At 63.1% G+C, this 26,128-nt stretch carries 21 protein-coding genes and 9 tRNA genes; 8 read left to right on the top strand and 22 right to left on the bottom strand.

Going from position 1 to position 26,128, the window contains the following annotated elements:
* Positions 1 to 25 precede the first annotated feature (25 nt).
* The 3 genes from astA to Aeroheme_RS15210 all read left to right on the top strand — a co-directional run bounded on the left by astA (position 26) and on the right by Aeroheme_RS15210 (position 3,577).
* A complete protein-coding gene (astA, locus tag Aeroheme_RS15220; protein WP_025326162.1) occupies positions 26 to 1,045 on the top strand; it encodes an arginine N-succinyltransferase in 1,020 nt (339 codons plus the stop codon).
* Between the two features lie 65 nt (positions 1,046 to 1,110).
* Entirely contained in the window at positions 1,111 to 2,580 is a 1,470-nt protein-coding gene (gene astD, locus Aeroheme_RS15215) for a succinylglutamate-semialdehyde dehydrogenase (protein WP_411166140.1), read from the top strand.
* Positions 2,581 to 2,779: 199 nt separating this feature from the next.
* Positions 2,780 to 3,577, top strand: coding sequence for a DUF1338 domain-containing protein (locus Aeroheme_RS15210; protein WP_234677980.1), 798 nt, complete (start codon positions 2,780 to 2,782; stop codon positions 3,575 to 3,577).
* Positions 3,578 to 3,668: 91 nt separating this feature from the next.
* Here the strand turns inward: Aeroheme_RS15210 and Aeroheme_RS15205 are convergent, their stop codons facing one another.
* Complete coding sequence (locus tag Aeroheme_RS15205; RefSeq protein ID WP_168234573.1) at positions 3,669 to 4,265, bottom strand: HAD family hydrolase; 597 nt, start codon at positions 4,263 to 4,265, stop codon at positions 3,669 to 3,671.
* 171 nt (positions 4,266 to 4,436) lie between these two features.
* Here Aeroheme_RS15205 and Aeroheme_RS15200 point away from each other — a divergent pair, with 171 nt between their 5' ends.
* Entirely contained in the window at positions 4,437 to 5,801 is a 1,365-nt protein-coding gene (locus tag Aeroheme_RS15200) for an MDR family MFS transporter (RefSeq protein WP_411166139.1), read from the top strand.
* A 70-nt stretch (positions 5,802 to 5,871) separates the two neighbouring features.
* Here Aeroheme_RS15200 and Aeroheme_RS15195 read toward each other — a convergent pair whose 3' ends face one another.
* From Aeroheme_RS15195 to yqfB, 6 genes are all read right to left on the bottom strand, one after another.
* Positions 5,872 to 7,011 carry an MFS transporter gene (locus Aeroheme_RS15195; RefSeq protein ID WP_411166138.1) on the bottom strand — a complete coding sequence of 380 codons (1,140 nt, stop codon included), beginning with the start codon at positions 7,009 to 7,011 and terminating at the stop codon, positions 5,872 to 5,874.
* A 5-nt stretch (positions 7,012 to 7,016) separates the two neighbouring features.
* Entirely contained in the window at positions 7,017 to 8,576 is a 1,560-nt protein-coding gene (locus Aeroheme_RS15190; RefSeq protein WP_411166137.1) for an ABC-F family ATP-binding cassette domain-containing protein, read from the bottom strand.
* A 340-nt stretch (positions 8,577 to 8,916) separates the two neighbouring features.
* Positions 8,917 to 10,608 (bottom strand): alpha-glucosidase, encoded by a 1,692-nt coding sequence (locus Aeroheme_RS15185; protein WP_411166136.1) that lies wholly within the window; start codon positions 10,606 to 10,608, stop codon positions 8,917 to 8,919.
* A gap of 191 nt (positions 10,609 to 10,799) precedes the next feature.
* Positions 10,800 to 11,180 carry a DUF1622 domain-containing protein gene (locus Aeroheme_RS15180; RefSeq protein WP_106887531.1) on the bottom strand — a complete coding sequence of 127 codons (381 nt, stop codon included), beginning with the start codon at positions 11,178 to 11,180 and terminating at the stop codon, positions 10,800 to 10,802.
* 61 nt (positions 11,181 to 11,241) lie between these two features.
* Positions 11,242 to 12,162 carry an alpha/beta hydrolase gene (locus Aeroheme_RS15175; protein WP_411166135.1) on the bottom strand — a complete coding sequence of 307 codons (921 nt, stop codon included), beginning with the start codon at positions 12,160 to 12,162 and terminating at the stop codon, positions 11,242 to 11,244.
* Between the two features lie 87 nt (positions 12,163 to 12,249).
* Positions 12,250 to 12,582, bottom strand: coding sequence for a N(4)-acetylcytidine aminohydrolase (yqfB, locus tag Aeroheme_RS15170; RefSeq protein WP_411166134.1), 333 nt, complete (start codon positions 12,580 to 12,582; stop codon positions 12,250 to 12,252).
* 281 nt (positions 12,583 to 12,863) lie between these two features.
* Here yqfB and Aeroheme_RS15165 point away from each other — a divergent pair, with 281 nt between their 5' ends.
* Positions 12,864 to 14,696, top strand: a complete 1,833-nt coding sequence (locus Aeroheme_RS15165) for an SLC13 family permease (RefSeq protein ID WP_408856880.1) — start codon at positions 12,864 to 12,866, stop codon at positions 14,694 to 14,696.
* Between the two features lie 197 nt (positions 14,697 to 14,893).
* Here Aeroheme_RS15165 and Aeroheme_RS15160 read toward each other — a convergent pair.
* The 15 genes from Aeroheme_RS15160 to lolB all read right to left on the bottom strand — a co-directional run bounded on the left by Aeroheme_RS15160 (position 14,894) and on the right by lolB (position 22,760).
* Positions 14,894 to 14,977: transfer RNA gene (locus tag Aeroheme_RS15160), tRNA-Leu, on the bottom strand.
* A gap of 8 nt (positions 14,978 to 14,985) precedes the next feature.
* Positions 14,986 to 15,062 (bottom strand) — tRNA-Met (locus Aeroheme_RS15155).
* Positions 15,063 to 15,100: 38 nt separating this feature from the next.
* Positions 15,101 to 15,175, bottom strand: a tRNA-Gln gene (locus tag Aeroheme_RS15150).
* 139 nt (positions 15,176 to 15,314) lie between these two features.
* Positions 15,315 to 15,389, bottom strand: a tRNA-Gln gene (locus tag Aeroheme_RS15145).
* A gap of 17 nt (positions 15,390 to 15,406) precedes the next feature.
* Positions 15,407 to 15,483, bottom strand: a tRNA-Met gene (locus tag Aeroheme_RS15140).
* Between the two features lie 35 nt (positions 15,484 to 15,518).
* Positions 15,519 to 15,593, bottom strand: a tRNA-Gln gene (locus tag Aeroheme_RS15135).
* A gap of 40 nt (positions 15,594 to 15,633) precedes the next feature.
* A tRNA-Gln gene (locus Aeroheme_RS15130) sits at positions 15,634 to 15,708 on the bottom strand.
* 13 nt (positions 15,709 to 15,721) lie between these two features.
* Positions 15,722 to 15,798 (bottom strand) — tRNA-Met (locus Aeroheme_RS15125).
* Positions 15,799 to 16,033: 235 nt separating this feature from the next.
* The gene (gene ychF, locus Aeroheme_RS15120) at positions 16,034 to 17,125 is read right to left on the bottom strand and encodes a redox-regulated ATPase YchF (protein ID WP_025326174.1); all 1,092 of its coding nucleotides are present in this window, start codon (positions 17,123 to 17,125) and stop codon (positions 16,034 to 16,036) included.
* 92 nt (positions 17,126 to 17,217) lie between these two features.
* The gene (pth, locus tag Aeroheme_RS15115) at positions 17,218 to 17,814 is read right to left on the bottom strand and encodes an aminoacyl-tRNA hydrolase (RefSeq protein WP_411166133.1); all 597 of its coding nucleotides are present in this window, start codon (positions 17,812 to 17,814) and stop codon (positions 17,218 to 17,220) included.
* A 197-nt stretch (positions 17,815 to 18,011) separates the two neighbouring features.
* Positions 18,012 to 20,015, bottom strand: a complete 2,004-nt coding sequence (locus Aeroheme_RS15110; protein WP_411166132.1) for a bifunctional metallophosphatase/5'-nucleotidase — start codon at positions 20,013 to 20,015, stop codon at positions 18,012 to 18,014.
* A gap of 95 nt (positions 20,016 to 20,110) precedes the next feature.
* Entirely contained in the window at positions 20,111 to 21,058 is a 948-nt protein-coding gene (locus tag Aeroheme_RS15105) for a ribose-phosphate pyrophosphokinase (protein WP_005330162.1), read from the bottom strand.
* Positions 21,059 to 21,231: 173 nt separating this feature from the next.
* Positions 21,232 to 21,306 (bottom strand) — tRNA-Gln (locus Aeroheme_RS15100).
* Entirely contained in the window at positions 21,286 to 22,182 is an 897-nt protein-coding gene (ispE, locus tag Aeroheme_RS15095; RefSeq protein WP_411167253.1) for a 4-(cytidine 5'-diphospho)-2-C-methyl-D-erythritol kinase, read from the bottom strand. Before ispE ends, Aeroheme_RS15100 begins: the two co-directional genes overlap by 21 nt.
* Positions 22,182 to 22,760 carry a lipoprotein insertase outer membrane protein LolB gene (gene lolB, locus Aeroheme_RS15090; RefSeq protein ID WP_411166131.1) on the bottom strand — a complete coding sequence of 193 codons (579 nt, stop codon included), beginning with the start codon at positions 22,758 to 22,760 and terminating at the stop codon, positions 22,182 to 22,184. The genes ispE and lolB overlap by 1 nt, the downstream gene beginning before the upstream one ends.
* Positions 22,761 to 22,885: 125 nt before the next feature.
* On the opposite strand from lolB, the gene hemA reads away from it, so the two are divergent.
* From hemA to prmC, 3 genes are read left to right on the top strand one after another with little or no spacing between them, the layout of a single operon-like run.
* The gene (hemA, locus tag Aeroheme_RS15085; RefSeq protein ID WP_411166130.1) at positions 22,886 to 24,145 is read left to right on the top strand and encodes a glutamyl-tRNA reductase; all 1,260 of its coding nucleotides are present in this window, start codon (positions 22,886 to 22,888) and stop codon (positions 24,143 to 24,145) included.
* Between the two features lie 51 nt (positions 24,146 to 24,196).
* Positions 24,197 to 25,285 carry a peptide chain release factor 1 gene (prfA, locus tag Aeroheme_RS15080; RefSeq protein ID WP_041205238.1) on the top strand — a complete coding sequence of 363 codons (1,089 nt, stop codon included), beginning with the start codon at positions 24,197 to 24,199 and terminating at the stop codon, positions 25,283 to 25,285.
* On the top strand, positions 25,285 to 26,118 hold the full coding sequence (prmC, locus tag Aeroheme_RS15075; protein WP_411166129.1) for a peptide chain release factor N(5)-glutamine methyltransferase: 834 nt from the start codon (positions 25,285 to 25,287) through the stop codon (positions 26,116 to 26,118). The genes prfA and prmC overlap by 1 nt, the downstream gene beginning before the upstream one ends.
* The last annotated feature ends 10 nt before the right edge of the window (positions 26,119 to 26,128 follow it).

The following is a 26,128-nucleotide window of genomic DNA, read 5'->3' as shown; positions in this document are numbered from 1 at the left end:
CGTCAATGAAAGGGAGTTGTCATTTATGTTGGTTATCCGTCCTATCGAGCAGCGCGACTTCGCCGGCCTCAAGACCTGTGCCATCGAATCCGGCACCGGCATGACCTCGTTGCCGGTCAACGATGAACTGCTGCAACGCAAGATCGATGCCTCGACCCAGACCTTCCTGGACAAGCCCGCCGGCAAAGGCGATTGCCTCTACTTCTTCGTGGCCGAAGACCTGGAGACCGGCGAGATGGTCGGTACCTGCGCCATCGATGCGGCCGTCGGCCTGTCCCAGCCGTTTTACAACTACCACATCGGCAAGGTGGTGCACTCTTCCCCCAAGCTCGGCATCTACAACGTGGTCGAGACGCTCACGCTCTCCAACGACTACACAGGCAACTCCGAGCTCTGCACCCTGTTTCTGCGCGAATGTGCCCGCGAGGGGCTCAATGGCCGTCTGCTCTCCAAGCACCGCTTCCTGTTCATGGCCGAGCACCCCGAGCTGTTTGACAAGACCGTCTTCGCCGAGATGCGCGGCGTCTCCGATGAGAACGGTCACAGCCCCTTCTACGAGTGGCTGCAAAAGCATTTCTTCTCGATGGACTTTCCCACCGTCGACTACCTCACCGGCATCGGCAAGAAGCGCTTCATCGCCGAGCTGATGCCCAAGTACCCGATTTACGTCAATCTGCTGAGCAACGAGGCGCGCGCCGTCATCGGCCAGACCCACGAGAAGACCCGCCCGGCCATCAAGATGCTGCAGGACGAGGGTTTCGTGAACCGCGGTTACGTCGACATCTTCGATGCCGGCCCCACAGTCGAGTGCGACGTGAAGCACATCCGCAGCGTGCGCCGCAGCCAGAAGCTGGCGGTGCTGGTGGGTGAGCCCATCGGCGGTCACACCTACCTCGTCTGCAACGCCAGGTTCGAGCAATACCGCGCCTGCTACGGCAACATCCGGGTCGATCTGGACAAGCACGAAGCCATTATTCCGCCCAAGATGGCGGCCGCCCTCAAGGTGGAGAGTGGCGACATGGTTCGGGTCGTCGATCTGGAATAACGGGTCCATATCACCGCATTGAAGCAGGCTGCCGAGGCGGCCTGTGCACCACAGGGAGTGAATTGATGATGTCTTTAGTCCAGTTTATCGATGGCCAGTGGCTGGCCGGTGAAGGCAAGCCGTTCGAATCAAAAGATCCGGCCAGGAACGAAGTGATCTGGCAGGGGGAAGCGGCAAGCGCAGCTCAGGTGGATGCCGCCGTCAAGGCGGCCCGCGCGGCCTTCTACCATTGGTCCGACCTGGCCCTCGAGGATCGTCTGGCCATAGTGCGCCGCTATGCCGATCTGCTCGGCGAGCACAAGGAGGCGCTGGCCCTGATCATAGCCCGGGAAACCGGCAAGCCGCTGTGGGAGACCCGCACCGAAGTGGCGGCCATGCAGGGTAAGATCGCCATCTCCATTCGCGCCCATGACGAGCGCACCGGCACGGTCGAGAACCCCATGCCGGGCGCCAAGGCGTTCGTGCGCCACAAGCCCCACGGCGTGGTCGCCGTGTTCGGCCCCTACAACTTCCCGGGCCATCTGCCCAACGGTCACATAGTGCCTGCGCTTATCGCGGGTAACGCAGTGGTGTTCAAGCCTTCAGAGCTGACCCCCATGGTGGCCGAGGCCATGTTGAAGATCTGGCAGGAGGCGGGGCTGCCCAAGGGCGTGCTCAACCTGGTTCAAGGCGAAGTGGAGACCGGCAAGGCGCTGGCCGGCAATCCGGACATCGACGGCCTCTTCTTCACCGGATCGTCGCGCACCGGGCACTTCCTGCACCAGCAGTTTGCCGGTCAGCCCGGCAAGATCCTGGCCCTCGAAATGGGTGGCAACAACCCGCTGATCGTGAAAGATGTGAGCGACATCGATGGCGCGGTGCACGCGATAGTGCAATCCGCCTTTATCACCTCCGGTCAGCGCTGCACCTGCTCCCGCCGCCTGTTCGTGGAGAGCGGCACTAAGGGGGATGCCCTGGTGAAACGCCTGGTGGAGGTGGTCGGCCAGATCAGGGTCGGCCTCTATGACGCCGCCGAGCAACCCTTTATGGGCGCCATGATAAGCGAGAAGGCGGCGCTGGGCATGGTCGAGGCGCAAGCCAACCTGCAAGGGCTGGGTGGCGAGAGCCTGCTCAGCCTCAAGCACCTGGAAGCCGGCACCGGCTTCGTCTCCCCCGGCATCATAGACGTGACTGCCGTGGCGGCATTGCCGGACGAAGAGTACTTCGGCCCGCTGCTGCAACTGATCCGTTACGACGACTTCGATGCCGCCATCGATCAGGGCAATGCCACCAGCTTCGGCCTCTCGGCCGGCCTGCTCGGCGACAGCGAAGCGGACTGGCAGCACTTCTTCAAGCGCATCCGCGCCGGCATAGTCAACTGGAACAAGCCCATCACGGGTGCCTCCAGCGCCGCGCCCTTCGGCGGTATAGGTGCCTCCGGCAACCACAGGGCCAGCGCCTACTACGCCGCCGACTACTGTGCCTACCCGGTCGCCTCCGTGGAAGACAGCAAGGCCGCCATGCCGGATCAGCTGTCTCCGGGTTTGACGTTTTAATCGTTCATGGAGATATCGATGCAGAAGAGATGGCTCAAGGCCGACGACTACTGTGTCATATCTCCGGTCGCCTCGGTCGAAGACAGCAAGGCGAGCATGCCGGATCAGCTGTCGCCTGGCCTGACCTTCTGATAACAAGAAAATAAAGAGGGGCACTCAGAGGTGCCCTTGTCTGTACCCGCAATCAAAGGAAAGAGAGATGCAAAAGGATATCGAGACCCTGTTTGGCCATCTGTGGGACAACTACATTCAGGTCACCCCCAGTGCCCACAAGGTTCATCAACTGCTGGGGGGCGGCGCCCCCATCATCAACGATCACGTGGCGTTTCGGACCTACAACCTGCCCAAGCTCGGTCTCGAGAAACTGGCGGCTCACTTCCGTGCCCTGGGGTATGAGGAGAAGGGCGAGTATGTGTTCAAGGCCAAGAAGCTCTATGCCAAGCACTTCGAGCATGCCGATCCGGACGCCCCCAAGGTGTTCATCAGCGAGCTGAAGGTGGAAGAGCTCTCGGAAGGCGCCCAGGCCATCATCCACAAGCTGGTGGATCAGGTGCCCGATCACCTGACCGACACCCCGGCCTTCCTCTACACTGGCGCCCCCTGGCAGGTCTCCTGGAGCGATTACCAGACCCTGCTGGCGGAGAGCGAGTATGCGGCCTGGATGGCGGCCTGGGGCTATCGTGCCAACCACTTCACCGTCAACATCAACCGCCTTGCCGATTTTGAGACCATAGAGCAGGTCAATGCCGCGCTCAAGGCGGCGGGCTTTGTGCTCAATACCGTCGGCGGCGAGGTGAAAGGGGACCCGCAGGTGATGCTGGAGCAATCCTCCACCATGGCCGACAAGGCCGAGGTGCCTTTCAGCGACGGCGTGCGCGCCATACCGAGCTGCTTTTACGAGTTCGCCCGGCGCTACCCGCAGCCAGACGGTGTGCTCTACCCGGGCTTCGTCGAGGCGTCGGCGGACAAGATCTTCGAATCCACCAACGCCATGTGATTGCCCCGCCCGCCAAAACGCCCCAGATGGGGCGTTTTGCTTTTTAAGGGAGCAGGGTGAAGCGTAGTAGGCCCAGCGCCTTGGCCTGGCATCACACCCGCTGCAGCGTCCCCTCGGTGGCGAGCACAGTCGCCATGCCGCCAGCCTTGCCTGCCTCTATGCCGATGGGGGTGTCTTCGAACACCAGGCAGTTGGCCGGGTTGGCGCCGAGCAGCTCGGCCACTTTGAGGAAGGTGTCGGGATGGGGCTTGTGGTTGGTCACATCGTCGGCGCTTACCAGCACGGGGATGAAGGCATCGAGGCCGGTATTTCTCAGTATGTGCGTCGCATGATCCCGGGTTGAGCCCGTGCCTATGCCCATGGGCACCTTGCCGTGGCAGCGCTTGACCAGCTCCCACATGGCGGGGAAGACGCTGACGCTGTCGATCCGCTCCAGATAGAGGGCTATCTTGCGGCGGGCGAAGGCCTCCACATCGATCTCCAGCCCGTGCTGCTCGGCCAGCATGGCCACTATCTTGCGGGTGGGAATGCCGCCGTACTCATTGAGCCGCACCCGATCGAACGGCAGGCCGAATTCGGCGCTGGTGATCTCCCAGGCATCCAGGTGCAGGGGCATGGAGTCCACCAGGGTGCCGTCCATATCGAAGATCAGGGCGTCGTATTGCTCAAACTGGAACTGCTCGGACATGGGGTGCTTCCTCCTCGGCTAAAAGAGCACACTACCAGATCCGCTCCCCCTATGCCGCGACAGCCGTCATGGTGGGGGCAGGCAGCGGGTTTGACCATGGGCTGCTGATTTATGAGACAATAATGCGCTCTGCGCCTCGGGTGCCGGCATCTCACAGTAGCGAGCCTCTTTATGTCCCCAAAAACCGTCTTCTCAAGCGTGGCCCTGGTGATCGCCCTGGGCTCACTGGAAAAGAGCATAGTCACCACCCCCTTGCCCATCATAGGCGCCGAGCTGAACGCCGGCGCCGCCCTCACCTGGGTGGTCACTGCCTACCTGCTGGCAGCCACCGCCGCCCTGCCCATCTACGGCAAGCTGAGCGATCTGTTCGGCCGGGTACGGATGCTCAACATCGGCATAGGCCTGTTTCTGGCGGGATCCGTGGCCTGCGCCCTGGCCCAGGACCTGCCCACCTTGCTGGCGGCCCGCGTGCTGCAAGGACTGGGGGGCGGGGGGCTGATCGCGCTGGCCTTCACCGTCATCGCCGACTGCATTCCCCCGCGGGAGGTGGGCAAGTATCAGGGCTACATCTCGGCCGTCTATGCGGTCTCCAGCATCGCCGGGCCCCTGCTAGGGGGCTACTTCACCGAGCAGTTGAGCTGGCGCTGGATCTTCTGGATCAACCTGCCCCTCGGGGCGCTCGCGCTCTGGCTGGTGAACCGCAACCTGGGCCACCTCAATGTGCGCCGCCACAGTCGCTTCGACTGGAAGGGGGCGGGGCTGCTCATTACCGTCACCACGCTGAGCTTGCTGCTGCTCTCGCCCGAGACAGCCCTGCCTGCCATCTGGCTGGCGGCGGGGCTGGCGATTGCCCTGCTGCTGCTGATCCTGGTGGAGCGGCGGGCCCATGACCCTATTCTGCCGGCCCATCTGGCCCGCTTGCCCGGTTATCTGGTGAGTGTGCTGCTGGCGCTGGCCTCGCAACTGCTGATGTTCGCCGTGCTGGTCTACCTGCCGCTTCAGATGCAGTGGCAGAAGGGGATGGGGGCCAGCGAGAGCGGCCTCTACATGGTGATCTTCATGGTCTGCATCACGGCGGGGGCCTTCGTCGGCGGCAAGCTCATAGGTCGCACCGGTCACTACAAGCGCTTCGTGGTGGCGGGCTTCGCCCTGGCGGCGCTGGCCCTGTGGCAAATTCACTTCGATCTCTTTGCCAATCTGGGGCTGGGCTTCGCCGGTCTGGGGCTCGGACTGGTGCTGCCGGCGCTCTCAGTGGTGGTGCAAAACGCCCTGCCGCGGGAAGATCGCGGCATCGGCATGTCGCTGTTCAACTTCGGCCGCGAGCTGGGGGGCGCGGTCGGGGTGGCCATCTGCGCCGTGTTGTTCCACGGGGCCCTGCCGGCCGGGACCAGCCACAACCTGGCCAGCCTGAGCCCCGCCGAGCTGGCCCCGGGTTTCAGCGCCACCTATGTGGGCATGGCACTGATCGCGAGCGCCGCCTTCCTCATCACGCTGCTGGCATTGAAGCGCCACGAGCTGGCCAGCATCCCGGCCTGATCCGCTCCCTTGATACAAAAAAGGGCTCCCTCGGGAGCCCTTGTTGCGTGTGAGCGTGGGGATCTGCCCATCAGATCCGGAGGCTGACGGGGCGCAGGGCGGCGATAGCCCCGCCAAAGAGCGCCATGGCCAGCAGCGCCAGGGCCACAGGTCCCGCACTGTAGGCAAACCCGGCGACGGCGGACCAGAGCGCCACCCCGAGGTGCATCATGGTCATCGCCAGCGACATCAGCATGCCCCTGTGGGCCGACGAGAGCCCGGCAATGTGGCCCTGCAGGGCGGGGGATCCTATGCCGCCCGCCAGCGCCCACAGCCCTAGCGGCAGCAGCAGGACAGGCAGTGAGGCGGGAGAGAGATAGAAGCCGATGCTGGCCGGCACGCAGACCACCAGGGCCAGGCGCATCAGGACGCGCCCGCTCTCGACCCGGCCAGACAAGCGGGGCATCAGCAGGTTGCCGATGACGCTGATGATGCCGAGGGCCCCATAGAGGAGCCCCACAGAGCCCATCGACAGGCCCTGGGTGTCGCGCAGGTGCTGGCCGACCAGGTTGAAGAGGCCAATGCCGCCGCCCAGGCCCAGGCACATGGCCAGCAGGGCGCCGACCGTACCCGGGATGGCCAGCAGGCGAACACCCTTCTCCTCCTGCTGCGCCGCCGATCTGTCTGCCGAAGGCCTGCCGGCGGGCAGCAGGGCCAGGGCCGCCGCCACCCCCCAGGCACAGAGGCCGAGCAGGATAAAGGCGGCGCGCCAGGAGAGCCACTGAGCGAGCAGCGCCCCCAGCGCCGGGCTCGCTATCATGCCCAGCGTCAGGCCGGACTGCACCCAGGCAATGCGCTTCATGGCATCTTTCCCCGTGCCGTCTGCCGCCAGGGCAAAGGCGATGGGCAGCATGCCGGCACTGGCGAGACCGGTGAGCACCCGGCTTGCCAACCCCCACTCGAAGCTGTCGACCAGGCCGGTGGCTATGGAGGCGGCACCGAACAGCAGGGCGGCGGGCAGCATGATCCTCACCCTGCCGAGCCGATCCGAGAGGCTGCCGAGCAGGGGGGCGATCAGCGCCAGCGCCACGCTGTAGGCGGTGATAAACAGCGTGATCCGCTCGGGCTGGACCCCCAGCTCCCGACCTATGGGGGTCAGCAGGGGGCCCAGCATCAGCTCATCGGCACCCACCAGAAACGCAATAAAAAAGAGCAATACTTTCAATAGCATGATGTTCACCTTACGCATGTGATACCTGTGGCCGCGAGGGAGTGAATGTCCAGCACCCGATCCGGCCAGCCGGCCACGAAGGACTGCTCGTGGCAGACCACCACCACAGTCCCGGCATAGTCCTGCAAGGCCTGTTGCAGGGCCGCCTTGACGGCGGCATCCAGGTGGGTGGTCGGTTCGTCCAGGATCAGCAGGTTGCTGGGTTGCAGGGCCAGTCGGCACAGTTTCACCCTGGTCTGCTCCCCGCCACTCAGGGCGGCGATCGGTTGCAGTGCCAGTTTGCCCCTGATGCCGATCCGGGCCAGATGCAGCCTGGCGCCCTTGTCATCGAGGGCGGGGCAGGCGGCTTTCACCAGGGCCAGTGGGCTGGCATCCGGATGGGGCCAGTGCAGCGCCTGTTCGAAGTAGCCTGCCTTGACCCCGGGGGAGAGGCTGAGCCGACCGCGCAGGGGGGCCAGCTCGCCCGCCAGTGTCTTGAGCAGGGTGGACTTGCCGACGCCGTTGAAACCGGCGATCACCACCTTCTCCCCCCGGCTCAGGGTCAGGGTCAGGGGCGCCAGCAGCGCGCTATCATGGCCGATGACCAGTTCAGAGGCGGCGAGTACCTGCTGGCCGTCGCCCCCGGCGCTGCGAAACGCGAGGGAGACCCCCTTGTCCCGCTCCGGGTTGGCCAGGCGCTCGATGCGCGCCAGCTGCTTCTTGCGGCCGTTGGCTATGCTGGCGTTGACCCCGGCGCCGTTCTTGGCGATGAACAGCTCCAGCTTGTCGATCTGCCTCTGCTGCGCCTGGTATTGCCGGGCGTGAGCGGCATCATTCGCGACCTTTTGAGCCATGGCCTTGTCGAGGTTGCCCTGGTATTTGCGAAGCTGCAGGCGATCGATATCGCAGATGCCGGTGGCGATGCGGTTCACGAAATCCCTGTCGTGGGAGACCACCAGGAAGGCGCCCGTGAAGCCGTCCAGGTAGCTTGCCAGCCAGGCCACGTGGGCACTGTCCAGATAGTTGGTCGGCTCATCGAGCAGCAGCAGATCCGGCGAGCGCAGCAGCAAGCCAGCCAGCATCACCTTGTGGCGCTGGCCGCCGCTCAGATTGGCCAGCCGGGTCTGCATGCCAAGCTGGGTGAGGCCAAGGCCGGCGGCCACCTCGTCGATCCGGCTCTCTATCTGGTAGAACGACTGGCTCTCCAAGGTGGTCTGGAGACTGGCGGCCAGGGCCAGCTGATGGGGCTGGACACAGCGCGCCGGGCTGGCATAGATGGCCATCATCTCCGCCTCGGCCCGATAGAGGGGGGCAAAGGCCGTTTGCAGATATGTCCGTATCGTCAGTTGCCCGTCCAGCTCGGCATGCTGGTCGAGGTAACCCCGGTCAAGACCGGGCTGCCAGAGGATATCCCCGGCATCAGGCTGGCGCTCCCCCTGGAGCAGCTTGAGCAGGGTGCTTTTGCCGACACCGTTCCTGCCGGTGATGCAGATATGTTCGCGGGGAAGCAGGGTGAAGCTGGCGTCCTGGTACAGTGTCTTGTCACCGAGGTGGCAGGTCAGATGGTGAATGTTGAGCAGACTCATGGTGCTTTATCCATAAAAAAACGGGGGCGGTACTTGGCGTACCGGCCCCCGTTTCAAGCAATATTGAAACTTTGTCCTGAAGATCAGAAACAAAAAGGCCGGCGATGAAGCATCTCGCCGGCCTTTCTCCTGTTCTCATCAGATGCGGGGTCGCCTCCCTCTATGGAGGGCGCAAGCGCTATCTGATGAAGATTCAGAAGAGATGTGGCTCCGGGCAACACTTCATCGTGTTAGTGCACGGAGCACAGCCTCCTGACAGAGCATTTGAACAGGATGTACAACATTGCAGAGCAGTCCAACATGAAATCTGGACGCAAAATACGCAGATTCCGGGGGACAGTCAACCCGCTCGCCCCTGAACTGGCCTGCTCCGGTCGGTTCTATGCGTGTCTGGCGCGAGCGCCAGGGCGGGCTCCACAAGAAGCCAGACCGCCGTCTGGTAGGGGGCAAAGCAGGGCTCTGGCTGGTCGGGGTAGTTGCCCATCAGCAAGCTGGCGTCGCTGGCTAGCTTGTCGAAATGGGGCATGGGCAAGGGGGCTGCGGTGAGATTGGCGAGCAGCAGCAGAGTCTGCGTCTGGCCGGTGGCCGGATCCCGCCAGCGGCGGCGGTAGCTGATGCGCAGGGGATCGTTCTCATCCAGCAGTTCGAAGTCGCCATGGCGAATGACGGGGTGGGCCTTGCGCAGGGCGATGAGCTGGCGATAGCAATGAAACAGGGAGTCGGGGCGGGCCAGCTGCTCGGCGGCGTTGATCTCCATATAGTTGTCATTGAGCGCGATCCAGGGCTCTGCCGTGCTGAAACCGGCCCGGGGGCCCGAGTCCCACTGCATGGGCGTGCGGGCGTTGTCGCGGCCGATGGCATCGAGGCGGCAGGCGAGCTCGGCGGGGTCCAGTCCCGGCTGGCTGGCGCTGTAGTTGATGGCCTCCACATCGCGCAGCTCCTCTGGCTGCCAGCGGCGGTTGGTCATGCCAAGCTCCTCCCCCTGATAGATGAAGGGAGTGCCCTGCATCATGTGCAGCACCAGGGCCCACTGCTTGGCACTCAGCTCGCGCCATTCGGGGCTGTCGTCGCCGAAGCGGGAGACGGCGCGGGGCAGGTCGTGGTTACCCAGAAACAGGCTGTTCCAGCCTTGACCGTGCAGTCCGCTTTGGTGGCGGGCCATGGCGCCTTTGAAGGTGAGGGGGTCAAAGCGGGAGGTCCATTTATCGCGCCCCAGCCCCAGGTGCTCGAAGTTGAACACCATGCTGAACTCGCTGTCATCCGGGTTCGAATAGTGCCGCATCTGGGCCAGATCTGCCCCCCAGGTCTCACCGACAGTGATGATCCCCTTGCCGCCGAAGCTGGCGCCATTGAGCTCGCGGATATAGTCGTGCAGGCGGGGGCCGTTGCTCATGGCAAGCCGTGACCACTCCTTGCTCACCATGTCGATCACATCGAAGCGAAACCCCTTGATGCCCCTGGCCAGCCAGAAGTTGATCACCTCCGCCATCTCGGCCCGCACCGCCGGGTTGTCCCAGTCGAGATCGGCCTGACTTGCATCGAAGTTGTGCAGGTAGTAGCTGCCAAGCGTCGGCACGAATTCCCAGGCGCTGCCGCCGAAGATGGAGTCCAGCGGGTGGGCATCGACGAAGGCCTGGTCCCGAAAGACGTAATAGGCCTGGTAGCGGGGATCCCCGGCCAGCGCCTGCCTGAACCACGCATGTTCGGTGGAGGTGTGGTTGGCGACTATGTCCATCATGATGCCCATGCCGTGGGCGGCCGCCTCTGCTATCAGCAGGTCCATCTCGGCCAGGGTGCCGAAGGCGGGATCTATGGCGCGGTAGTCCGCCACGTCGTAGCCGTTGTCCCGTCTGGGGGAGCGGTAGACGGGGGTGAGCCAGAGCAGGTCGACCCCGAGGGTCGCCAGGTAGTCGAGACGCTGGCGGATGCCCTTGATGTCCCCCAGGCCATCGCCGTCGCTGTCCTGAAAGCTCATGGGGTAGATCTGGTAGATAACGCACTGATCGAGAGTGAGGGTGGGGTGAGGATGCATCCGCGTGGCCGGTGGTGAAGTGATCCTGCCATGTTACGCAGAGGGCGCCAGGGTCGACAGGGTGAGGTGGGCCTTGAAAAGGGTTCCATTGTTAGCCGATTGCCAAAACTGCGGGCAGGGTCACAAAGCCGCCATCCCGAACCAGGGGCGGTCGGGATGGCGGCGTACTCACATGCCCGCCAGCGTGGCCCTTATCGGGTCGCCTCGGGCTGTTCGGCGCTAGGGGCCTGCTGGCGTTCGGCCTGGGCGTCCAGCTCCTTGCCGAGGAAGTAGTTCAGGAAGGTGCGGATCACCGCGATGATGGCGAGGCGGATCAGCTCCTCCTTGCTCGGCGCGACCGTGGTGGCCAGGATATCGGCGGCGAGCTGGAACTCCAGCGCCAGGATGAGCCAGCTGCCGAAGCAGAGGCGAATGCGCGGAAAGCCGGGCTCGTGATCCCGCACCCGCGCCGCCAGCCAGAGGGTCTTGCCAAGCCCTATCACCACGCAGGCGATGGAGATGATCTCCAGCAGCAGCTGGAACAGCTCGACCCCGTGCATCATGCCCTCTTTCAGGCTCGCTATCTCAAACACTAGAATCACCTCCCTGATTCAAAAGAGACACTTTTAACACAGCATGGGGGCCGGATCCAACTCAGAGCCCCTTGAGCAGCATGGCGATCTGCGCAATGGCATGACGGGCCGCAGGGCTGATGCCCGCCAGCTGGAAGAAGCCGTGGATCACCCCGAGCTGCCGCTGACAGCTGGCGGCAACACCGGCTTGTAGCAGTTTGCCATAGAGGGCTTCTCCCTCGTCACGCAGGGGATCGTACTCGGCCGTGAGGATGTGGGTGGGCGGCAGCCCCGCAAGATCAGGATGGTGCAGCGGGCTCGCCTCGGGATGGCTGGCGGGCAGCCTGCCCAGATAGGCCTGAAACCCGCTGAGCAGCATGTCGCGGGTGATGAGGTAGTCGTCGCCAAGGTCGCCATAGCTCTGGCTCTCTCCCAGGGCATCGAGCATGGGATAGATGAGGATCTGGGCGGCGGGCAGTGCCGATCCAGCTTCCTTGAGCCGCAAGGTGGTGATCAGGGCAAGATGGCCACCGGCACTGTCGCCTGCGAGTGCAACCCGTTCGGGATCGCCGCGCCACTGCGGCAGCGCGGCCATGATGGCGAGGGTCGCTGCCAGCGCATCGTCATGGGCGGCAGGATAGGTATGCTCGGGGGCTAGGCGGGTGTGGACGGCAAACACCAGGGCATTGGCACTGTTGCACAGCATCCGCATCTGGCGATCGTGGGTCTCGAAATCCCCGCTGACGAAACAGCCGCCGTGGAAATAGATCAGCACCGGATAAGCGGGATCTGGCATGTCCACGGGTTGGTAGCGGCGGATGGCGTAGTGATCGGCCTGCCACTCTTCGATGGTGCCCACCTCTTCCCGCTCACCGCCCAGTACGGCAGAGGCAAGGTAGCCCTCCCGCCGCGCCTGCCAGCTCATCTCGCTTGCCCTGGGTCTGCCAGCGGCAACAAATTCCGCCACCATGGCGGCGATTGCGGGTTCGAGTCCTGTGTTCATGCTGCACCATTGACTGTATATAAAAACAGGCATTGTGCGCTTCTGGCCCGAGAGCGCAACCGGCGTTAGTTGAGGCAGCTCACAAAATCAGGCTTCAATCAGTTTGAATTCAATCACATAGAGCGGCGGCAGCGCGGGGTAGATGTCCCGGATGACGGCTTTGAGCTCGGCGAGGGTCATGTTCTCCTGGCGGGCGTGCTCGTCGGTCAGGTCATCGAAGGCCAGGGGGGTGACCGAGAGCACCTCCATGGCGCCGAAGGGCTGGTGCTCCGGATTTGTGAAGAGCGCGAGCCGCTGGCCGGGCTGCCAGTTGGCTTCGCTCTCGTCGCGTATTGTGATGGTCTTGCGACCGGACTGGATGTCGGCGACGAAGCGGCCGAAGAAGGTGAATTCCGGGTAGGTTGGGGTGTGAACTGACATTTTCTCTCCGAGGGACAAGGGGTGGGCAGGGGCCGGCTCAGCCAGCGGCTGGCCCATTCTAGGAGTGCCGGGGAGGGCGCGCAGCACTTTTTGCCCGGACGTGCGGGTGGAGTGGGTTGGCGCACTTGCTCTGCCCTGCAAAGTGGCCGCAAGTGAACCCGAATGTGCGATGATGTGGGCTCCCCTTTCTTGATATGTAACAAAATGGAGGGGGACTGGCTGTGGTCTGATGGCGTCTGGCGCGGTTCCCCGCCCGGCGGACATGAACGAAAGGAGCGAGTGTGAATTCCGAGTTGATCTGGGTGCTCAGCATGCTGGTGGGCGCCATCTTCCTGTTTATTACCAACAGGGTGCGCATGGATGTGGTGGCCTTGTTGATCATCATCCTGTTCGTGTTGAGCGGCACCCTGACCTTGCCGGAGGCGCTGGCGGGGTTTAGCGATCCCAACGTCATCCTGATTGCCGCCCTGTTCGTGGTGGGGGAGGGGCTGGTGCGCACCGGCATCGCCTATCAGGTGGGGGATGCCCTGGTGAAGGTGGCGGGCAGCAGCGAGACCCGGCTGCTGGTGCTGCTGATGGTGGCGGTGGCGACCCTGGGGGCCGTGATGAGCAGCACAGGGGTGGTGGCCATCTTCATCCCCGTGGTGCTGAGCGTGGCGAACCGGATGGGGATACCGGCGGGACGGCTGATGATGCCGCTGGGCTTTGCCGGTCTCATCAGCGGCATGATGACGCTGGTGGCCACGCCGCCCAACATGGTGGTGAACAGCGAGCTGATGCGCCACGGCATCCAGGGCTTCGGCTTCTTCGGCTTCACCCCCATGGGGGTCATCATTCTGGGGATGGGGATCCTCTACATGCTGCTGATGCGTCACCGTCTGGTGCGCGAGGGGGAAGAGGGCAAGGGCAAGCAGGCGGGGCGCAGCACAATGCGCGACCTCATCCGCGATTATCGCCTGGCCGGCCGGGCGCGCCGCCTGGCGATCCGACCCGATTCTCCCCTGATAGGCCAGACCCTGGACGAGCTGCAACTGCGTGCCCGCTTTGGGGCCAACGTCATCGGGTTGGAGCGGTGGCGCAAGTTTCGGCGGGTGATGGTGACCGTCTCCGGCGTCACCGAGTTCCAGGCGAAAGACGTGCTGCTCATCGACATGTCAGACCCCGAGGTGGATGTGCGTGAGTTCTGCAGCGAGGCGCGGCTCGAGCCCATGATATTGCGCGGGGAGTACTTCTCGGATCAGGCGCGGGAGGTGGGCATGGCCGAGGTGTCCCTCATTCCAGGATCCCGCCTGCTCGGCAAGAGCATCCGCGAGGTGGCGTTTCGTTCCCGATACGGCCTGAGCGTGGTCGGGATCCGCCGCAGCGGTGAGGCGCTCACCGGCAAGCTGGTGGATGAGCCGCTGCTGATGGGAGACAGCCTGCTGGTAGTGGGCAACTGGAGCCTCATTCGCCAGTTGCAGACCCACCACAGGGACTTCCTGCTGCTCGGCCTGCCCGCCGAGGTGGACGAGATGGCGCCGGCTCGCAGCCAGGCCATTCACGCCCTGATCGCCCTCGCAGTCATGATAGGGCTGATGGTGACGGAGCCCGTGCCCAACGTCATAGCGGCGCTCATCGCCTGCCTGCTGATGGGCAAGTTCCGCTGCATCGACATGGAGAGCGCCTACAAGTCCATCCACTGGCCGACCCTGATCCTGATCGTCGGCATGCTGCCCTTTGCCCTGGCATTGCAGAAGACCGGCGGGGTGGATCTCATCGTCGGCGGGCTGATCTCGGCGGTGGGGGAGATGGGGCCCCGTGTCATGCTGGCCAGCCTGTTCGTGCTCTGCGCGGCCATAGGGCTCTTTATCTCCAACACCGCCACCGCCGTGCTGATGGCACCCATTGCGCTCGGTACGGCTCAGCAGATGGGGGTCTCTCCCTATCCCTTCGCCATGACCATCGCCATCGCCGCCTCGGCGGCCTTCATGACGCCGGTCTCCTCACCGGTCAACACCCTGGTGCTCGGGCCCGGCAACTACAAGTTCATGGACTTCATCCGCGTGGGTGTGCCCTTTACCCTGTTGGTGATGGTGGTGAGCGTCATCGCCATTCCCTGGTTCTTCCCGTTCTGAGCGTGCTCGAGGGGGACAAGGAGTGCAAGCGGCCTGCGGGCCGCTTTTTATTGGCCATCCATCCCGACGCAGTGAGATGAAATATTGGGCTGACAAGCCAGTGAGCAGGGAGAGCGGCAGGGAAGGAGAGGGGACAAAGGCTGAAACTCAGGCACAAAAAAACCAGCCTGAGCTGGTCTGTTTGGTACTGCTATTAATGGTGCGGAAGGAGAGACTCGAACTCTCACGCCTAGGGCGCCAGAACCTAAATCTGGTGCGTCTACCAATTTCGCCACTTCCGCAATATTAATGGTGGCTATGACGGGATTCGAACCTGTGACCCCCGCATTATGAGTGCGATGCTCTAACCAACTGAGCTACATAGCCGTTTGTTGTCAACCACAGGGTGGAAGAGAACAGAAAAATGGCTGGGGTACTAGGATTCGAACCTAGGGATGGCGAGATCAAAACCCGCTGCCTTACCGCTTGGCGATACCCCAACAGCGATGACTGACAGAAACTGTCAAACATCTTTAAAAATGGCCGTGGTACTAGGATACGAACCTAGGAACGTTGACGAGATCAAAACCTCTTACGTTTACCACAGCTATCACCGACAAAGTCGATGAAATGCAATAATGGCTGGGGTACTAGGATTCGAACCTAGGGATGGCGAGATCAAAACCCGCTGCCTTACCGCTTGGCGATACCCCAACTGAACAACTTGTAAATGGTGGCTATGACGGGATTCGAACCTGTGACCCTCGCATTATGAGTGCGATGCTCTAACCAACTGAGCTACATAGCCGTCTTGTATCCGACATTATCGTGTACAAGTAAAAATGGCTGGGGTACTAGGATTCGAACCTAGGGATGGCGAGATCAAAACCCGCTGCCTTACCGCTTGGCGATACCCCAACAGCGATGACTGACAGAAACTGTCAAACATCTTTAAAAATGGCTGGGGTACTAGGATTCGAACCTAGGGATGGCGAGATCAAAACCCGCTGCCTTACCGCTTGGCGATACCCCAACTGAATGATTAATGGTGGCTATGACGGGATTCGAACCTGTGACCCTCGCATTATGAGTGCGATGCTCTAACCAACTGAGCTACATAGCCAACCGTGCTTCCAGTGAGTCGTTGCCTCGTCACTGTGCGGCCGGAATTATGCGTATCTGGCTCTGGGGCGTCAACCCTTTTTTTGCCAGAAAAACCGAATTTGGGTGCGTTTGGCGAGTTATTGGACGCTGTCGCGCAAAAGCCCAACAATCTGGTTTTTTTTGCGACATTTGGCAGCAGATCCGCAACCTGTGCCCATAACAAAGAGGCCAGCAAATGCTGGCCTCTCATGGGGTTAGACGTTGAACAGGAAGTTCATGATATCGCCATCCTTGACGATGTAGTCTTTCCCTTCGGCGCGCATCTTGCCCGCTTCCTTGGCGCCTTGCTCACCCTTGTAGGTGATAAAGTCGTCGAAGGCGATGGTCTGGGCGCGAATAAAGCCTTTTTCAAAGTCGGTGTGGATCTTGCCCGCCGCCTGCGGGGCGGTGGCGCCGACCGGAATGGTCCAGGCGCGCACTTCCTTCACCCCGGCGGTGAAGTAGGTCTGCAGGTTCAGCAGCTCGTAACCTGAGCGGATCACCCGGTTCAGACCCGGCTCTTCGATCCCCAGATCGGCCATGAACTCGGCGCGGTCGGCGTCGTCCAGCTCGGCGATGTCCGCCTCGATGGCGCAGCAGACCACGACCACAACGGCGTTCTCGGCGGCGGCGATTTCACGCACCTTGTCGAGGAAGGGGTTGTTGTCGAAGCCATCTTCCGCCACGTTGGCGATGTACATGGTGGGCTTCAAGGTCAGGAAGTTGAGGTGGCTGACGGCCGCCAGCTCTTCCTTGTCCAGCTTCATGCCGCGGATCATCTGGCCGTTTTCCAGGGCAACCCGAATCTTTTCCAGGGTTTCCACTTCCAGCTTGGCATCCTTGTCGCCGCCCTTGGCGCGCTTGGACTGACGGTGGATGGCGCGCTCGCAGGCGTCCAGATCCGACAGGGCCAATTCGGTATTGATCACCTCGATGTCATCGGCCGGGGAGACCTTGCCCGCCACGTGGATGATGTTCTCGTCCTCGAAGCAGCGCACCACGTGACCTATGGCTTCGGTCTCGCGGATGTTGGCCAGGAACTGGTTGCCCAGACCCTCACCCTTGGAGGCGCCCGCCACCAGGCCTGCGATGTCCACGAACTCCATGGTGGTCGGCACCACGCGCTGGGGGTTGATGATGGCCGCCAGCTGATCGAGGCGGGGATCCGGCATGGGGACCACACCCGTGTTCGGCTCAATGGTGCAGAACGGGAAGTTGGCGGCTTCGATGCCGGCCTTGGTCAGCGCATTGAACAGGGTGGATTTGCCTACATTGGGCAGGCCCACGATACCGCATTTAAAACCCATGAATTGTTACCTTACGTGATGGATGCTGTGAGGGGGCCACGCGGGCAGCCCTGTCATATTGTGCGAGCCTGACCCAGGTCAGGCATCTGTATTCAGACTTTCTCGGCCTTGAAACTGTGCAGCCGGTTCATGGCCTTGGTCATGTCCTGCTTGAACAGGATGTCGGTGGCGCGCAAGGACTCGTCCAGTGCGGCCTCGATCAGGCTCTGTTCACTGCTGGGCGCCTTGGTCAGCACGAAACCGGCGACCAGCTCCTTGGCACCGGGATGACCTATCCCGAGGCGCAGCCGGAAGAAGTTATTGTTGTTGCCCATCCTGGCGATGATGTCTTTCAGGCCATTGTGGCCGCCGTGACCGCCGCCCTGCTTGAACTTGGCGATGCCGGGGGGCAGATCCAGTTCGTCGTGGGCCACCAGTATCTCTTCGGGGACTATCTGGTAGAAGCGGGCCAGCGCCGCCACCGCCTTGCCGGAGAGGTTCATGTAGGTGTTCGGGATGAGCAGCCGCACATCCTGCCCCTCCACCAGGAAGCGGGCGGTGTGGCCGAAGAACTTGGGCTCTTCGTGCAGGCTGACATTGTGCCAGCGGGCCAACTGCTCCACATACCAGGCTCCCGCGTTGTGGCGGGTCTTGGCATATTCGGGGCCGGGATTACCCAGCCCGACAATCAGTTTGATTTGATGCGTCACGCTTGATGTCTTCACTCGCTGCTTGCCATGAGCGGATGGCCCGGGGCAATGGGACGCAATATTCTAGCCGCCGAGTGGCGATCACTCAACCAAAGCTCGGCGAGCCGGAGGAATAACCCGGGAACCGGGTGCCAACGGCCGCTAAAACGGGCCCCTTGTCGAGGCCCGTGTTGGTCTGTGTTGGCTGGGGTGGCGCCTTATTTGGATCGCAGCAGCGTGACCGTCTCTTCATCCAGTGCGGTCAGCAGGGGGCGGGCATAACGCACATAGTCTACGAACGAGGCTGCGTCTGTGCCGCAATCCACCTTGGCCGCCTTGCAGTCGAGGGCCTTGCCCGGTCCATAGACGGCGCTGAGTTGTTCGCCGCGCTGCGCCACTGCCAGCACCGGGAAGGCGGTCAGCTGACCCGCTACCCAGGCGAGATCCACGCGCTCGGCACTCTTGTTCTCTGGACTCTGGCGCTGGGCCCGTGCCAGGGCCTGCCAGCCGTCGTTGCCGTTTGCGCTGTAGGCGTTGGTCACCACCCGGTAGCGCTTTGCATCCACCAGATCCTGCCACTGACCCCCGGCCGTTTTCCACTGCAGCCGGGTCAGCTGGCCCGCCTTGCCTGCTTCGGTCTCCTTGAAGGTGTAACGCAGGTGGCCGCCATAGGGGAATTTGCCCGCATGAGCGCTGGCGGGCAGGGTGGCCGTGATGGTCTCGGTCAGCAAGGCGCGCACCTCGGCACCGGAGAGGATCAGTACGCTGAGCGGGTTCTTGAACGGCAGCAGGCTGAGGGCCGCCTCTCCCTGCCGCAGTTCACCGGCGGGCAAGTCGGCGCGCACGCCCCCCACCGCCAGCAGGGCGAAGTCGACCGGACCGCCGGTCAGGGCCTTCACCTGCGGGGTGTTGGCCCAGTGGTATTGACCTTCCGCCACCAGGGGAGCGACGTCGGAGCCGTGGCTGTCGCTGCCGTTGTCGCCGGGGCGACGGGCATTTTGCAGCGGCGCGGGAAGGGTGCCGATGACGGGGCCGTAGGCCTGCTCCAGCGCCGGCTTGTAGTGGCTGTCGATGATGCCGCGCAGACGTGGATCTTCATCCACCGTCACCAGGTTGGGCTGGGCGTCGATGAACTTGCCGGCCTGCTGACTGCGGGTCTTGCCCAGCACCTGCTGGCGGGCCGGATCGGCGAAGAAGTCGCGGCTGGCCAGCAGCTGGTTCTGGCCCTTGCAGGCGATGACCCGGCCCTGGGCGTCGAAACTTACCCGGGTCAGGCCGATGGCCTGGGCGTAGGAGCCTGCCTGCACCACGCAGGTCAGGCCGACCCCGTCCGGATTGGTGACCAACTGGGCGTATTCCCCCGTCTTGCCCCAGCCGATGTTGCGAAAGTCACCGAGCAGGCTGTGGGAGTGGCCGCCGACGATGGCATCAAGGCCGTTTACCTTGGCCGCCAACGCCAGATCCCGCGCGTTGCCGATATGGGTCAGGGCGACGATCCGCTGGATCCCCCTGGCTTGCAGCAGGTCGACCGTGGCCTGGGCCGAGGCCACCTCCTTGGCAAAGCGCAGCTTGCCGACGTTGGGGGAGATGTTGGCCATGTCCTCCAGCACCAGCCCGATGACGGCGACCAGCTGTTTGTCTGCTGGCAGATGGTCGAGATCGGTGACCGGGCTCTTCTGGTTGCCGTCGAAGGCGTAGATGACGAACGGCTTGAGGTTGCTTGCCCGACTCAGATCCGGATCGTCGCGGCTGTCCAGATTGGCTGCCAGCACCGGGAAGTTGACCCCCTCGATGAAGCGGGCCAGCTTCTGGTTGTCGAGATCGAACTCGTGGTTGCCAAGGGCCATGGCATCCAGGCCGAACTGGCTCAGCAGTTCGGCATTGGCCATCCCCTCGTTGAGCTTGAAGTAGCCGCTGCCCTGCCAAGCATCGCCGCCGTGCAGCAGCAACAGCGGCTGGTTCTTGGCGAGCGCCTCGGCCTGGTAGGCTTTCGTCATGGTGAGCAGGCGGGGATAACCGCCGAGGCGGGTGTAGAGGGTATCTGCTTCCCCCTGCTTGCCAAAGAGGGCTCCCTTCAACTCGGCGTTGACCGGGTCGAACTGGGAGTGGGTGTCGTTCATGTGTGCCAGGGTCAGGGTGAAGGGCGGATCCTGCTGGCCGGTCAGGCAGGCAGAGAGCAGGGCGCACAGCGGGAGGAGAGTGAGGAGACGCAAGCACTTCATGGGGACTTCCTTAACCTGCGGGGGCAGGGCATTGCTTTGACCGGCTTGAAAAAACAAAAACCGCCAGTTGGCGGTTTTTGTCACAACGGGGTTTATCAATGCTCAAACATGGCAGAGATGGACTCTTCGTTGCTGATACGACGAATGGCTTCCGCCAGTACGGTTGACAGGGTCAGCTGCTTGACCTTGCCGATCGCCTTCATCTCCGCGGTGAGCGGAATGGAGTCGGTGATGATCAGCTCGTCGATGACCGAGTTCTTGATGTTCTCCACGGCGGTGCCGGAGAAGACCGGGTGGGTCGCATAGGCGAACACGCGCTTGGCACCGCGCTCTTTCAGCGCTTCGGCCGCTTTGCACAGGGTGCCGCCGGTGTCGATCATGTCGTCGACGATGACGCAGTCACGGCCTGCCACGTCACCGATCAGGTGCATGACCTGGGAGACGTTCGGACGGGGACGACGCTTGTCGATGATGGCGATGTCGGTGTCGTCCAGCAGCTTGGCGATGGCACGGGCACGGACCACGCCGCCGATGTCCGGCGAGACGACCACGGGAGATTCGAGGTTCTTGGCTTTCATGTCTTCCAGCAGCACAGGGCTGCCGAACACGTTGTCGACGGGGACGTCGAAGAAGCCCTGGATCTGCTCGGCATGCAGGTCAACGGTCAACACACGGTCCACACCCACGCTGGAGAGGAAGTCGGCGACAACCTTGGCGGTGATGGGCACACGGGCGGAGCGGACGCGGCGGTCCTGACGGGCATAACCAAAGTAGGGGATAACGGCAGTGATACGGCCAGCTGAAGCACGACGCAGTGCATCCACCATGACGATCAATTCCATCAAATTGTCGTTGGTCGGGGCACAGGTGGATTGAATGATGAAGATATCGCCACCGCGTACATTCTCGTTGATCTGTACGCTGATCTCGCCGTCGCTAAAGCGACCTACGGCAGCATTGCCGAGTTTGATAAACAGGCGATCTGCGATCTTCTGGGCTAGTTCCGGCGTTGCGTTACCAGCAAACAGCTTCATGTCAGGCACGGTTTGAAACCTCGGGGTTGCATCCAGTATGTGGGGAGTCTGATTCAGACCCGTATCGTTTGGGGGCAAACGATTTATCAAGAGAACGGACAAGGTCTCTGGAAGCTCTGTGGTGGCGCCGGATTACCCGGGTGGACGGCAGAACCGTCACCTTCGGCACCATCACGTCAGATTGGCTGGGGTACTAGGATTCGAACCTAGGAATGGCGAGATCAAAACCCGCTGCCTTACCGCTTGGCGATACCCCAATCACTGACTTGTTGCAAAGTGACGAAGAGTGGTGATATGTTCTCGCCCTTGGCGACAAACCCATCCCAGCCTTCCGGCACCCTTGCCAACACCTTCCGAGCAGCCACTTCGTCTTCAAATTGAGCAAAGACGCAGGCGCCAGTGCCCGTCATTCTTGACGGCGCGTATTCTAGCAACCAGCCGAGCGCATTGGCAACCTCGGGGTGGCGCTTTTTCACCAGCAATTCGCAATCGTTTTTCCACACCCCTTCCAGCAGGTTGTGCAATGTCATCCTGGGGGTGTTGCGAGGCAGCTCGGGATCCTGAAAAACCGCCGCCGTTGCCACATGGCAATCGGGTTTGAGCACCAGATACCAGGCGCTCGGCACCTCGACCGGTTGCAGCTTCTCGCCAACCCCTTCCGCAAACGCGGCCCGGCCGCGCACGAACACAGGCACGTCGGCCCCTAGCTGCACGCCGAGCTGCGCCAGCTCGTCTTCGCCGAGCCCCGCCTGCCAGAGATGATTCAGGGCCACCAGGGTGGTGGCGGCGTCAGACGAGCCGCCGCCGATGCCGCCCCCCATGGGTAACACCTTCTCCAGCAGGATATGGGCCCCCATCGGGCTTGGCAGCCTCCCCTGCAACAGGCGGGCGGCACGGATGATGAGGTTCTGTTCATCCGGCACGCCGGGGATGGCCGGGCTCAGGGTGAGCAGGTCGGTATCGGCGAGCGGCTCGAATTCCAGCCAGTCGCCGTGATCGAGGAAGATGAACAGGGTCTGCAGCTCGTGATAGCCGTCGGGACGGCGGCCGTTGACGTGCAGGAAGAGGTTGAGCTTGGCCGGTGCCGGCCAGCGGAGCGGCGTCTTCGGCGCGCTCTGGTCTGGGAGGCTCATCATGGCGTCAGGGTCCATTGGTTGATCTGCAACTTGAGGCGGCTGCCCTGGCCGGTCATGGTCAGCAGGTGCGGCAGCCGGTAGTTGTCCTGATCCCGGTAGTCCCCATAGACGATCTGCCACTGACCGTCGCGCACCGAGGCTAGGCTGGCGTCGGGGTTGAGCTCGAATTCGGCCTGGCCCGGTAGCCCCTTGATCCACTCCGGCAGCCCGGTGACCGGAATATTCCAGCCGGTGAGCTGATAGACGAGGGCCTCGGCATCCTGGCTCTGGTGCACCTTGCCCTCGTTGTCGGTCAGGGTGATCTCACCCTTGCTGCGGGAGAGTTCCAGGATATGGGTGCCGATGAGGCTGGTGAGGTTGAGGCGATAGTCATCGCCGTTCTGCTGCCAGTTGAGGCGGGCGCTGCCCTTCTGGCGGGCCGTGATGATGGCCATCTTGCCCGACAGTTCCCAGTGGGTCAGCTGTTCGAGACGGGCCCGTTCCTGCTGCCAGTTGACCTGATCCCGCTGGGGTTGAGTGGTGGTACAGCCGGCCAGTACCAGCAGGCAGGCGAGGGAGAAGATACGCAAGAACAAGGTCGTGCTCCGGATAAGAGGTTTGCCACAGTATAAGGGGCGGCCGTATCGCTTTTAAAGACTTACCCTTTCTCGTACAATTGTCGGCCTTCATACCCTGTGCACGAAACGATCATCACCCACCCATGAGTCTGCTTGCCCTCGGAATCAACCACAACACCGCCAGTGTCGCCTTGCGGGAACGGGTCGCATTTGGCCCGGACTGCATCGATCGCGCCTTGCGTGAGCTGGTGGAGCAGCCCGGCGTCAGCGAGGCGGTGATCGTCTCCACCTGCAATCGCACCGAGCTGTACTGCAGCCTGGAACAAGGGCAGGGGGAGCAGGTGCTGAGCTGGTTGCAGCGGTTCCACGCGCTGGAGGCGAGCGAGGTGCTCTCCGCCATCTACCGACATCAGGACGAGGAGGCGGTGCGCCACCTGATGCGGGTCGCTTGCGGGCTCGACTCCCTGGTGCTGGGAGAGCCGCAGATCCTGGGGCAGATCAAGCAGTCCTACGCCCACGCCCAGCAGGCGGAAGCGGTGAAGGGCTCGCTGGAGCGTCTGTTCCAGAAATCCTTCTCGGTGGCGAAACGGGTGCGTACCGACACCGAGATCGGCGCCAGCGCGGTGTCGGTGGCCTTCGCCGCCGTCAGCCTGGGGAAACGCATCTTCTCCGATCTCTCCCAGACCAAGGTGTTGCTGGTGGGGGCGGGCGAGACCATAGAGCTGGTGGCCCGCCACCTGCGCGAGCAGAACGTCACCCAGATGATGGTGGCGAACCGCACCCTGCAGCGCGCCCAGCTGCTGGCCGAGGAGTTCGGCGCCCAGGTGATGACGCTGGAAGAGATCCCGGACTACCTGCACGAGGCGGACATCGTCATCAGCTCCACCGCCAGCCCCCTGCCCATCATCGGCAAGGGCATGGTGGAGCGCGCGTTGAAGGCCCGCCGCTTCAAACCCATGTTCCTGGTGGACATCGCCGTGCCACGGGACATCGAAGCCGAGGTGGACGAGCTCTCCGACGCCTATCTCTACACGGTGGACGATCTGCAGGGGATCATCGAGCAGAACCTCGAGACCCGCAAGCGGGCGGCCGCCGAGGCCGAGATCATCGTGCAGGAAGAGCGTGACGACTTCATGGGCTGGTATCGCAGCCAGCACTCTGTGGATCTCATTCGCGATTACCGCCACCAGGCCCAGCAGGTGGCGGATGAAGAGTTGCAGCGTGCCCTGCTGGCCCTGCAACAGGGCGAGAATGCCGAGCAGGCCCTCAAGGCCCTGGCCCATCGCCTCACCAACAAGTTGATCCACGCACCGACCCAGGCACTGCGCCAGGCCGCAGCTCAGGGGGACAGCCACAAGCTGTCCCAGCTGCGTCAGGTGCTGGGGTTGTCACAAGAGTCATAGTTTGGGGGTGGCCAGCCGGCTGCCCCTACCTCCATCGAGAACACAAGATTTATGAACCCGTCATTGATCAGAAAGCTGGAAGGCCTCATCGAGCGCCACGAAGAAGTACAGGCCCTGCTCGGCGAGCCCGGGGTCGCCTCGGATCAGGACAGATACCGTGCCCTGACCCGGGAATATGCCCAGCTCGAAGACATAGTGCACGCCTTCCAGCGCTTCCGTCAGGCCGAGGAGAACCTCGAGACCACCAAGATGATGCTGGAAGAGGATGACGCCGACCTGCGCGAGATGGCGCAGGAGGAGCTGCCGCTCGCCAAGGCGACCTTCGAGGAGCAGGAGCAGGCGCTGCAAGTGATGCTGCTGCCGCGGGACCCCAAGGATGACAACAACTGTTATCTCGAGATCCGTGCCGGCGCCGGTGGCGACGAGGCGGCCATCTTCGCGGGGGATCTGTTCCGCATGTACTCCCGTTACGCCGAACGCCAGGGCTGGCGTGTCTCCATCGTCAGCTGCAACGACGGCGAGCACGGTGGCTACAAGGAGGTGATCGCCAAGGTGGACGGCGAGCACGTCTACGGCCGCCTCAAGTTCGAGTCCGGCGGTCACCGGGTGCAGCGGGTACCCGAGACCGAATCCCAGGGCCGGGTGCATACCTCCGCCTGTACCGTGGCCGTGCTGCCGGAAGTGCCGGAAGCCGAACAGATCGAGATCAACCCCTCCGAGCTGAAGATCGACACCTTCCGCGCCTCCGGGGCCGGTGGTCAGCACGTCAACAAGACCGACTCCGCCATCCGTATCACCCACCTGCCTACCGGCCTGGTGGTGGAGTGCCAGGATGAGCGCTCCCAGCACAAGAACCGTGCCAAGGCGATGTCGGTGCTCTCCGCCCGCCTGCAGGCGGCCGAGGACGAGCGCCACCGCGCCGCCGAGCAGAGCACCCGCCGCAACCTGGTGGGCTCAGGGGATCGCTCCGAGCGTATCCGTACCTACAACTACCCCCAGGGTCGCCTCTCCGAGCACCGCATCAACCTCACCCTCTATCGTCTGGGGGAGATCCTCGAAGGGGATCTGGATTGCGTCATTACCCCCCTGGTGCAGGAGTATCAGGCGGATCAGCTGGCCTCCCTGGCCGAGAGCAATTAATGCAGATCCAGCAGGCTCGTGCCCATATCATGGCGACGTTGGCCGAGGGGGAATCCCCCCGCGCCGACGCCGATGCGCTGCTCTGCCATCTGCTGGCTTGCCGGCGCAGTTACCTGATGACCTGGCCGGAGCGCGAGCTCGATGCCGCCCAGCAGGCCACACTGCAAGCCTGGCTTGACCGCCGCCTGGCCGGTGAACCCATAGCCCACCTCATCGGCGAGCGGGAGTTCTGGTCGCTGCCCCTCAAGGTGAGCCCGGCCACCCTGATCCCGCGCCCCGACACCGAGGTGCTGGTGGAGCAGGCGCTGGCGCGCCTGCCTGCCGGCCCCTGTGCCCTGCTGGATCTGGGCACAGGCACCGGCGCCATCGCGCTGGCGCTCAAGTCCGAGCGGCCCGATGCCGATGTATGGGCGGTGGATCGGATGCCGGACGCCGCCGCCCTGGCCCGTGCCAACAGCGCCGCGCTGGGGTTGCCCATAGAAGTGCGGGACGGCAGCTGGTTCGAGCCCCTGTCGGATGCGCCACGTTTTGCGATGATCGTCTCCAATCCGCCCTATATCGATGGGGCTGATCCCCATCTGGAGGAGGGGGACGTGCGCTTCGAGCCCCGCTCCGCCCTGGTGGCGGACGAGCAGGGGCTGGCGGACATTCGCCTGATAGTCGCCGGTGCCCCCGCCCATCTGTGCCCGGGGGGCTGGCTCTTACTGGAGCACGGTTGGGAGCAGGGGGCAGTGGTGCGTCAGCTTCTGCTGCAACGGGGCTACTGCCAGGTGGAAACCGTGCGGGATTATGGGGATAACGAGCGGGTGACCCTGGGTCGTCTGGCGCCGTGATGATGACGGG

Source organism: Aeromonas sp. DSM 116730, from assembly GCF_046581335.1.
In the GTDB taxonomy this organism is placed as follows: Bacteria; Pseudomonadota; Gammaproteobacteria; order Enterobacterales; family Aeromonadaceae; genus Aeromonas; species Aeromonas rivipollensis.
Note: the sequence above shows the minus strand (reverse complement) of the source record. Positions and strands in the feature narration are given on the sequence as shown.

Bases quoted from the DNA above. Each gene is read 5' to 3' on its own strand.
- prfA (WP_041205238.1), top strand. From the start codon at position 24,197: ATGAACCCGTCATTGATCAGAAAGCTGGAAGGCCTCATCGAGCGCCAC.
- Aeroheme_RS15195 (WP_411166138.1), bottom strand. From the start codon at position 7,011: ATGCTATTGAAAGTATTGCTCTTTTTTATTGCGTTTCTGGTGGGTGCC.
- Aeroheme_RS15185 (WP_411166136.1), bottom strand. From the start codon at position 10,608: ATGCATCCTCACCCCACCCTCACTCTCGATCAGTGCGTTATCTACCAG.
- hemA (WP_411166130.1), top strand. From the start codon at position 22,886: ATGAGTCTGCTTGCCCTCGGAATCAACCACAACACCGCCAGTGTCGCC.
- Aeroheme_RS15200 (WP_411166139.1), top strand. From the start codon at position 4,437: ATGTCCCCAAAAACCGTCTTCTCAAGCGTGGCCCTGGTGATCGCCCTG.
- Aeroheme_RS15110 (WP_411166132.1), bottom strand. From the start codon at position 20,015: ATGAAGTGCTTGCGTCTCCTCACTCTCCTCCCGCTGTGCGCCCTGCTC.
- yqfB (WP_411166134.1), bottom strand. From the start codon at position 12,582: ATGTCAGTTCACACCCCAACCTACCCGGAATTCACCTTCTTCGGCCGC.
- prmC (WP_411166129.1), top strand. From the start codon at position 25,285: ATGCAGATCCAGCAGGCTCGTGCCCATATCATGGCGACGTTGGCCGAG.
- Aeroheme_RS15205 (WP_168234573.1), bottom strand. From the start codon at position 4,265: ATGTCCGAGCAGTTCCAGTTTGAGCAATACGACGCCCTGATCTTCGAT.
- Aeroheme_RS15190 (WP_411166137.1), bottom strand. From the start codon at position 8,576: ATGAGTCTGCTCAACATTCACCATCTGACCTGCCACCTCGGTGACAAG.
- Aeroheme_RS15175 (WP_411166135.1), bottom strand. From the start codon at position 12,162: ATGAACACAGGACTCGAACCCGCAATCGCCGCCATGGTGGCGGAATTT.
- astA (WP_025326162.1), top strand. From the start codon at position 26: ATGTTGGTTATCCGTCCTATCGAGCAGCGCGACTTCGCCGGCCTCAAG.
- Aeroheme_RS15210 (WP_234677980.1), top strand. From the start codon at position 2,780: ATGCAAAAGGATATCGAGACCCTGTTTGGCCATCTGTGGGACAACTAC.
- ychF (WP_025326174.1), bottom strand. From the start codon at position 17,125: ATGGGTTTTAAATGCGGTATCGTGGGCCTGCCCAATGTAGGCAAATCC.
- ispE (WP_411167253.1), bottom strand. From the start codon at position 22,182: ATGAGCCTCCCAGACCAGAGCGCGCCGAAGACGCCGCTCCGCTGGCCG.
- astD (WP_411166140.1), top strand. From the start codon at position 1,111: ATGATGTCTTTAGTCCAGTTTATCGATGGCCAGTGGCTGGCCGGTGAA.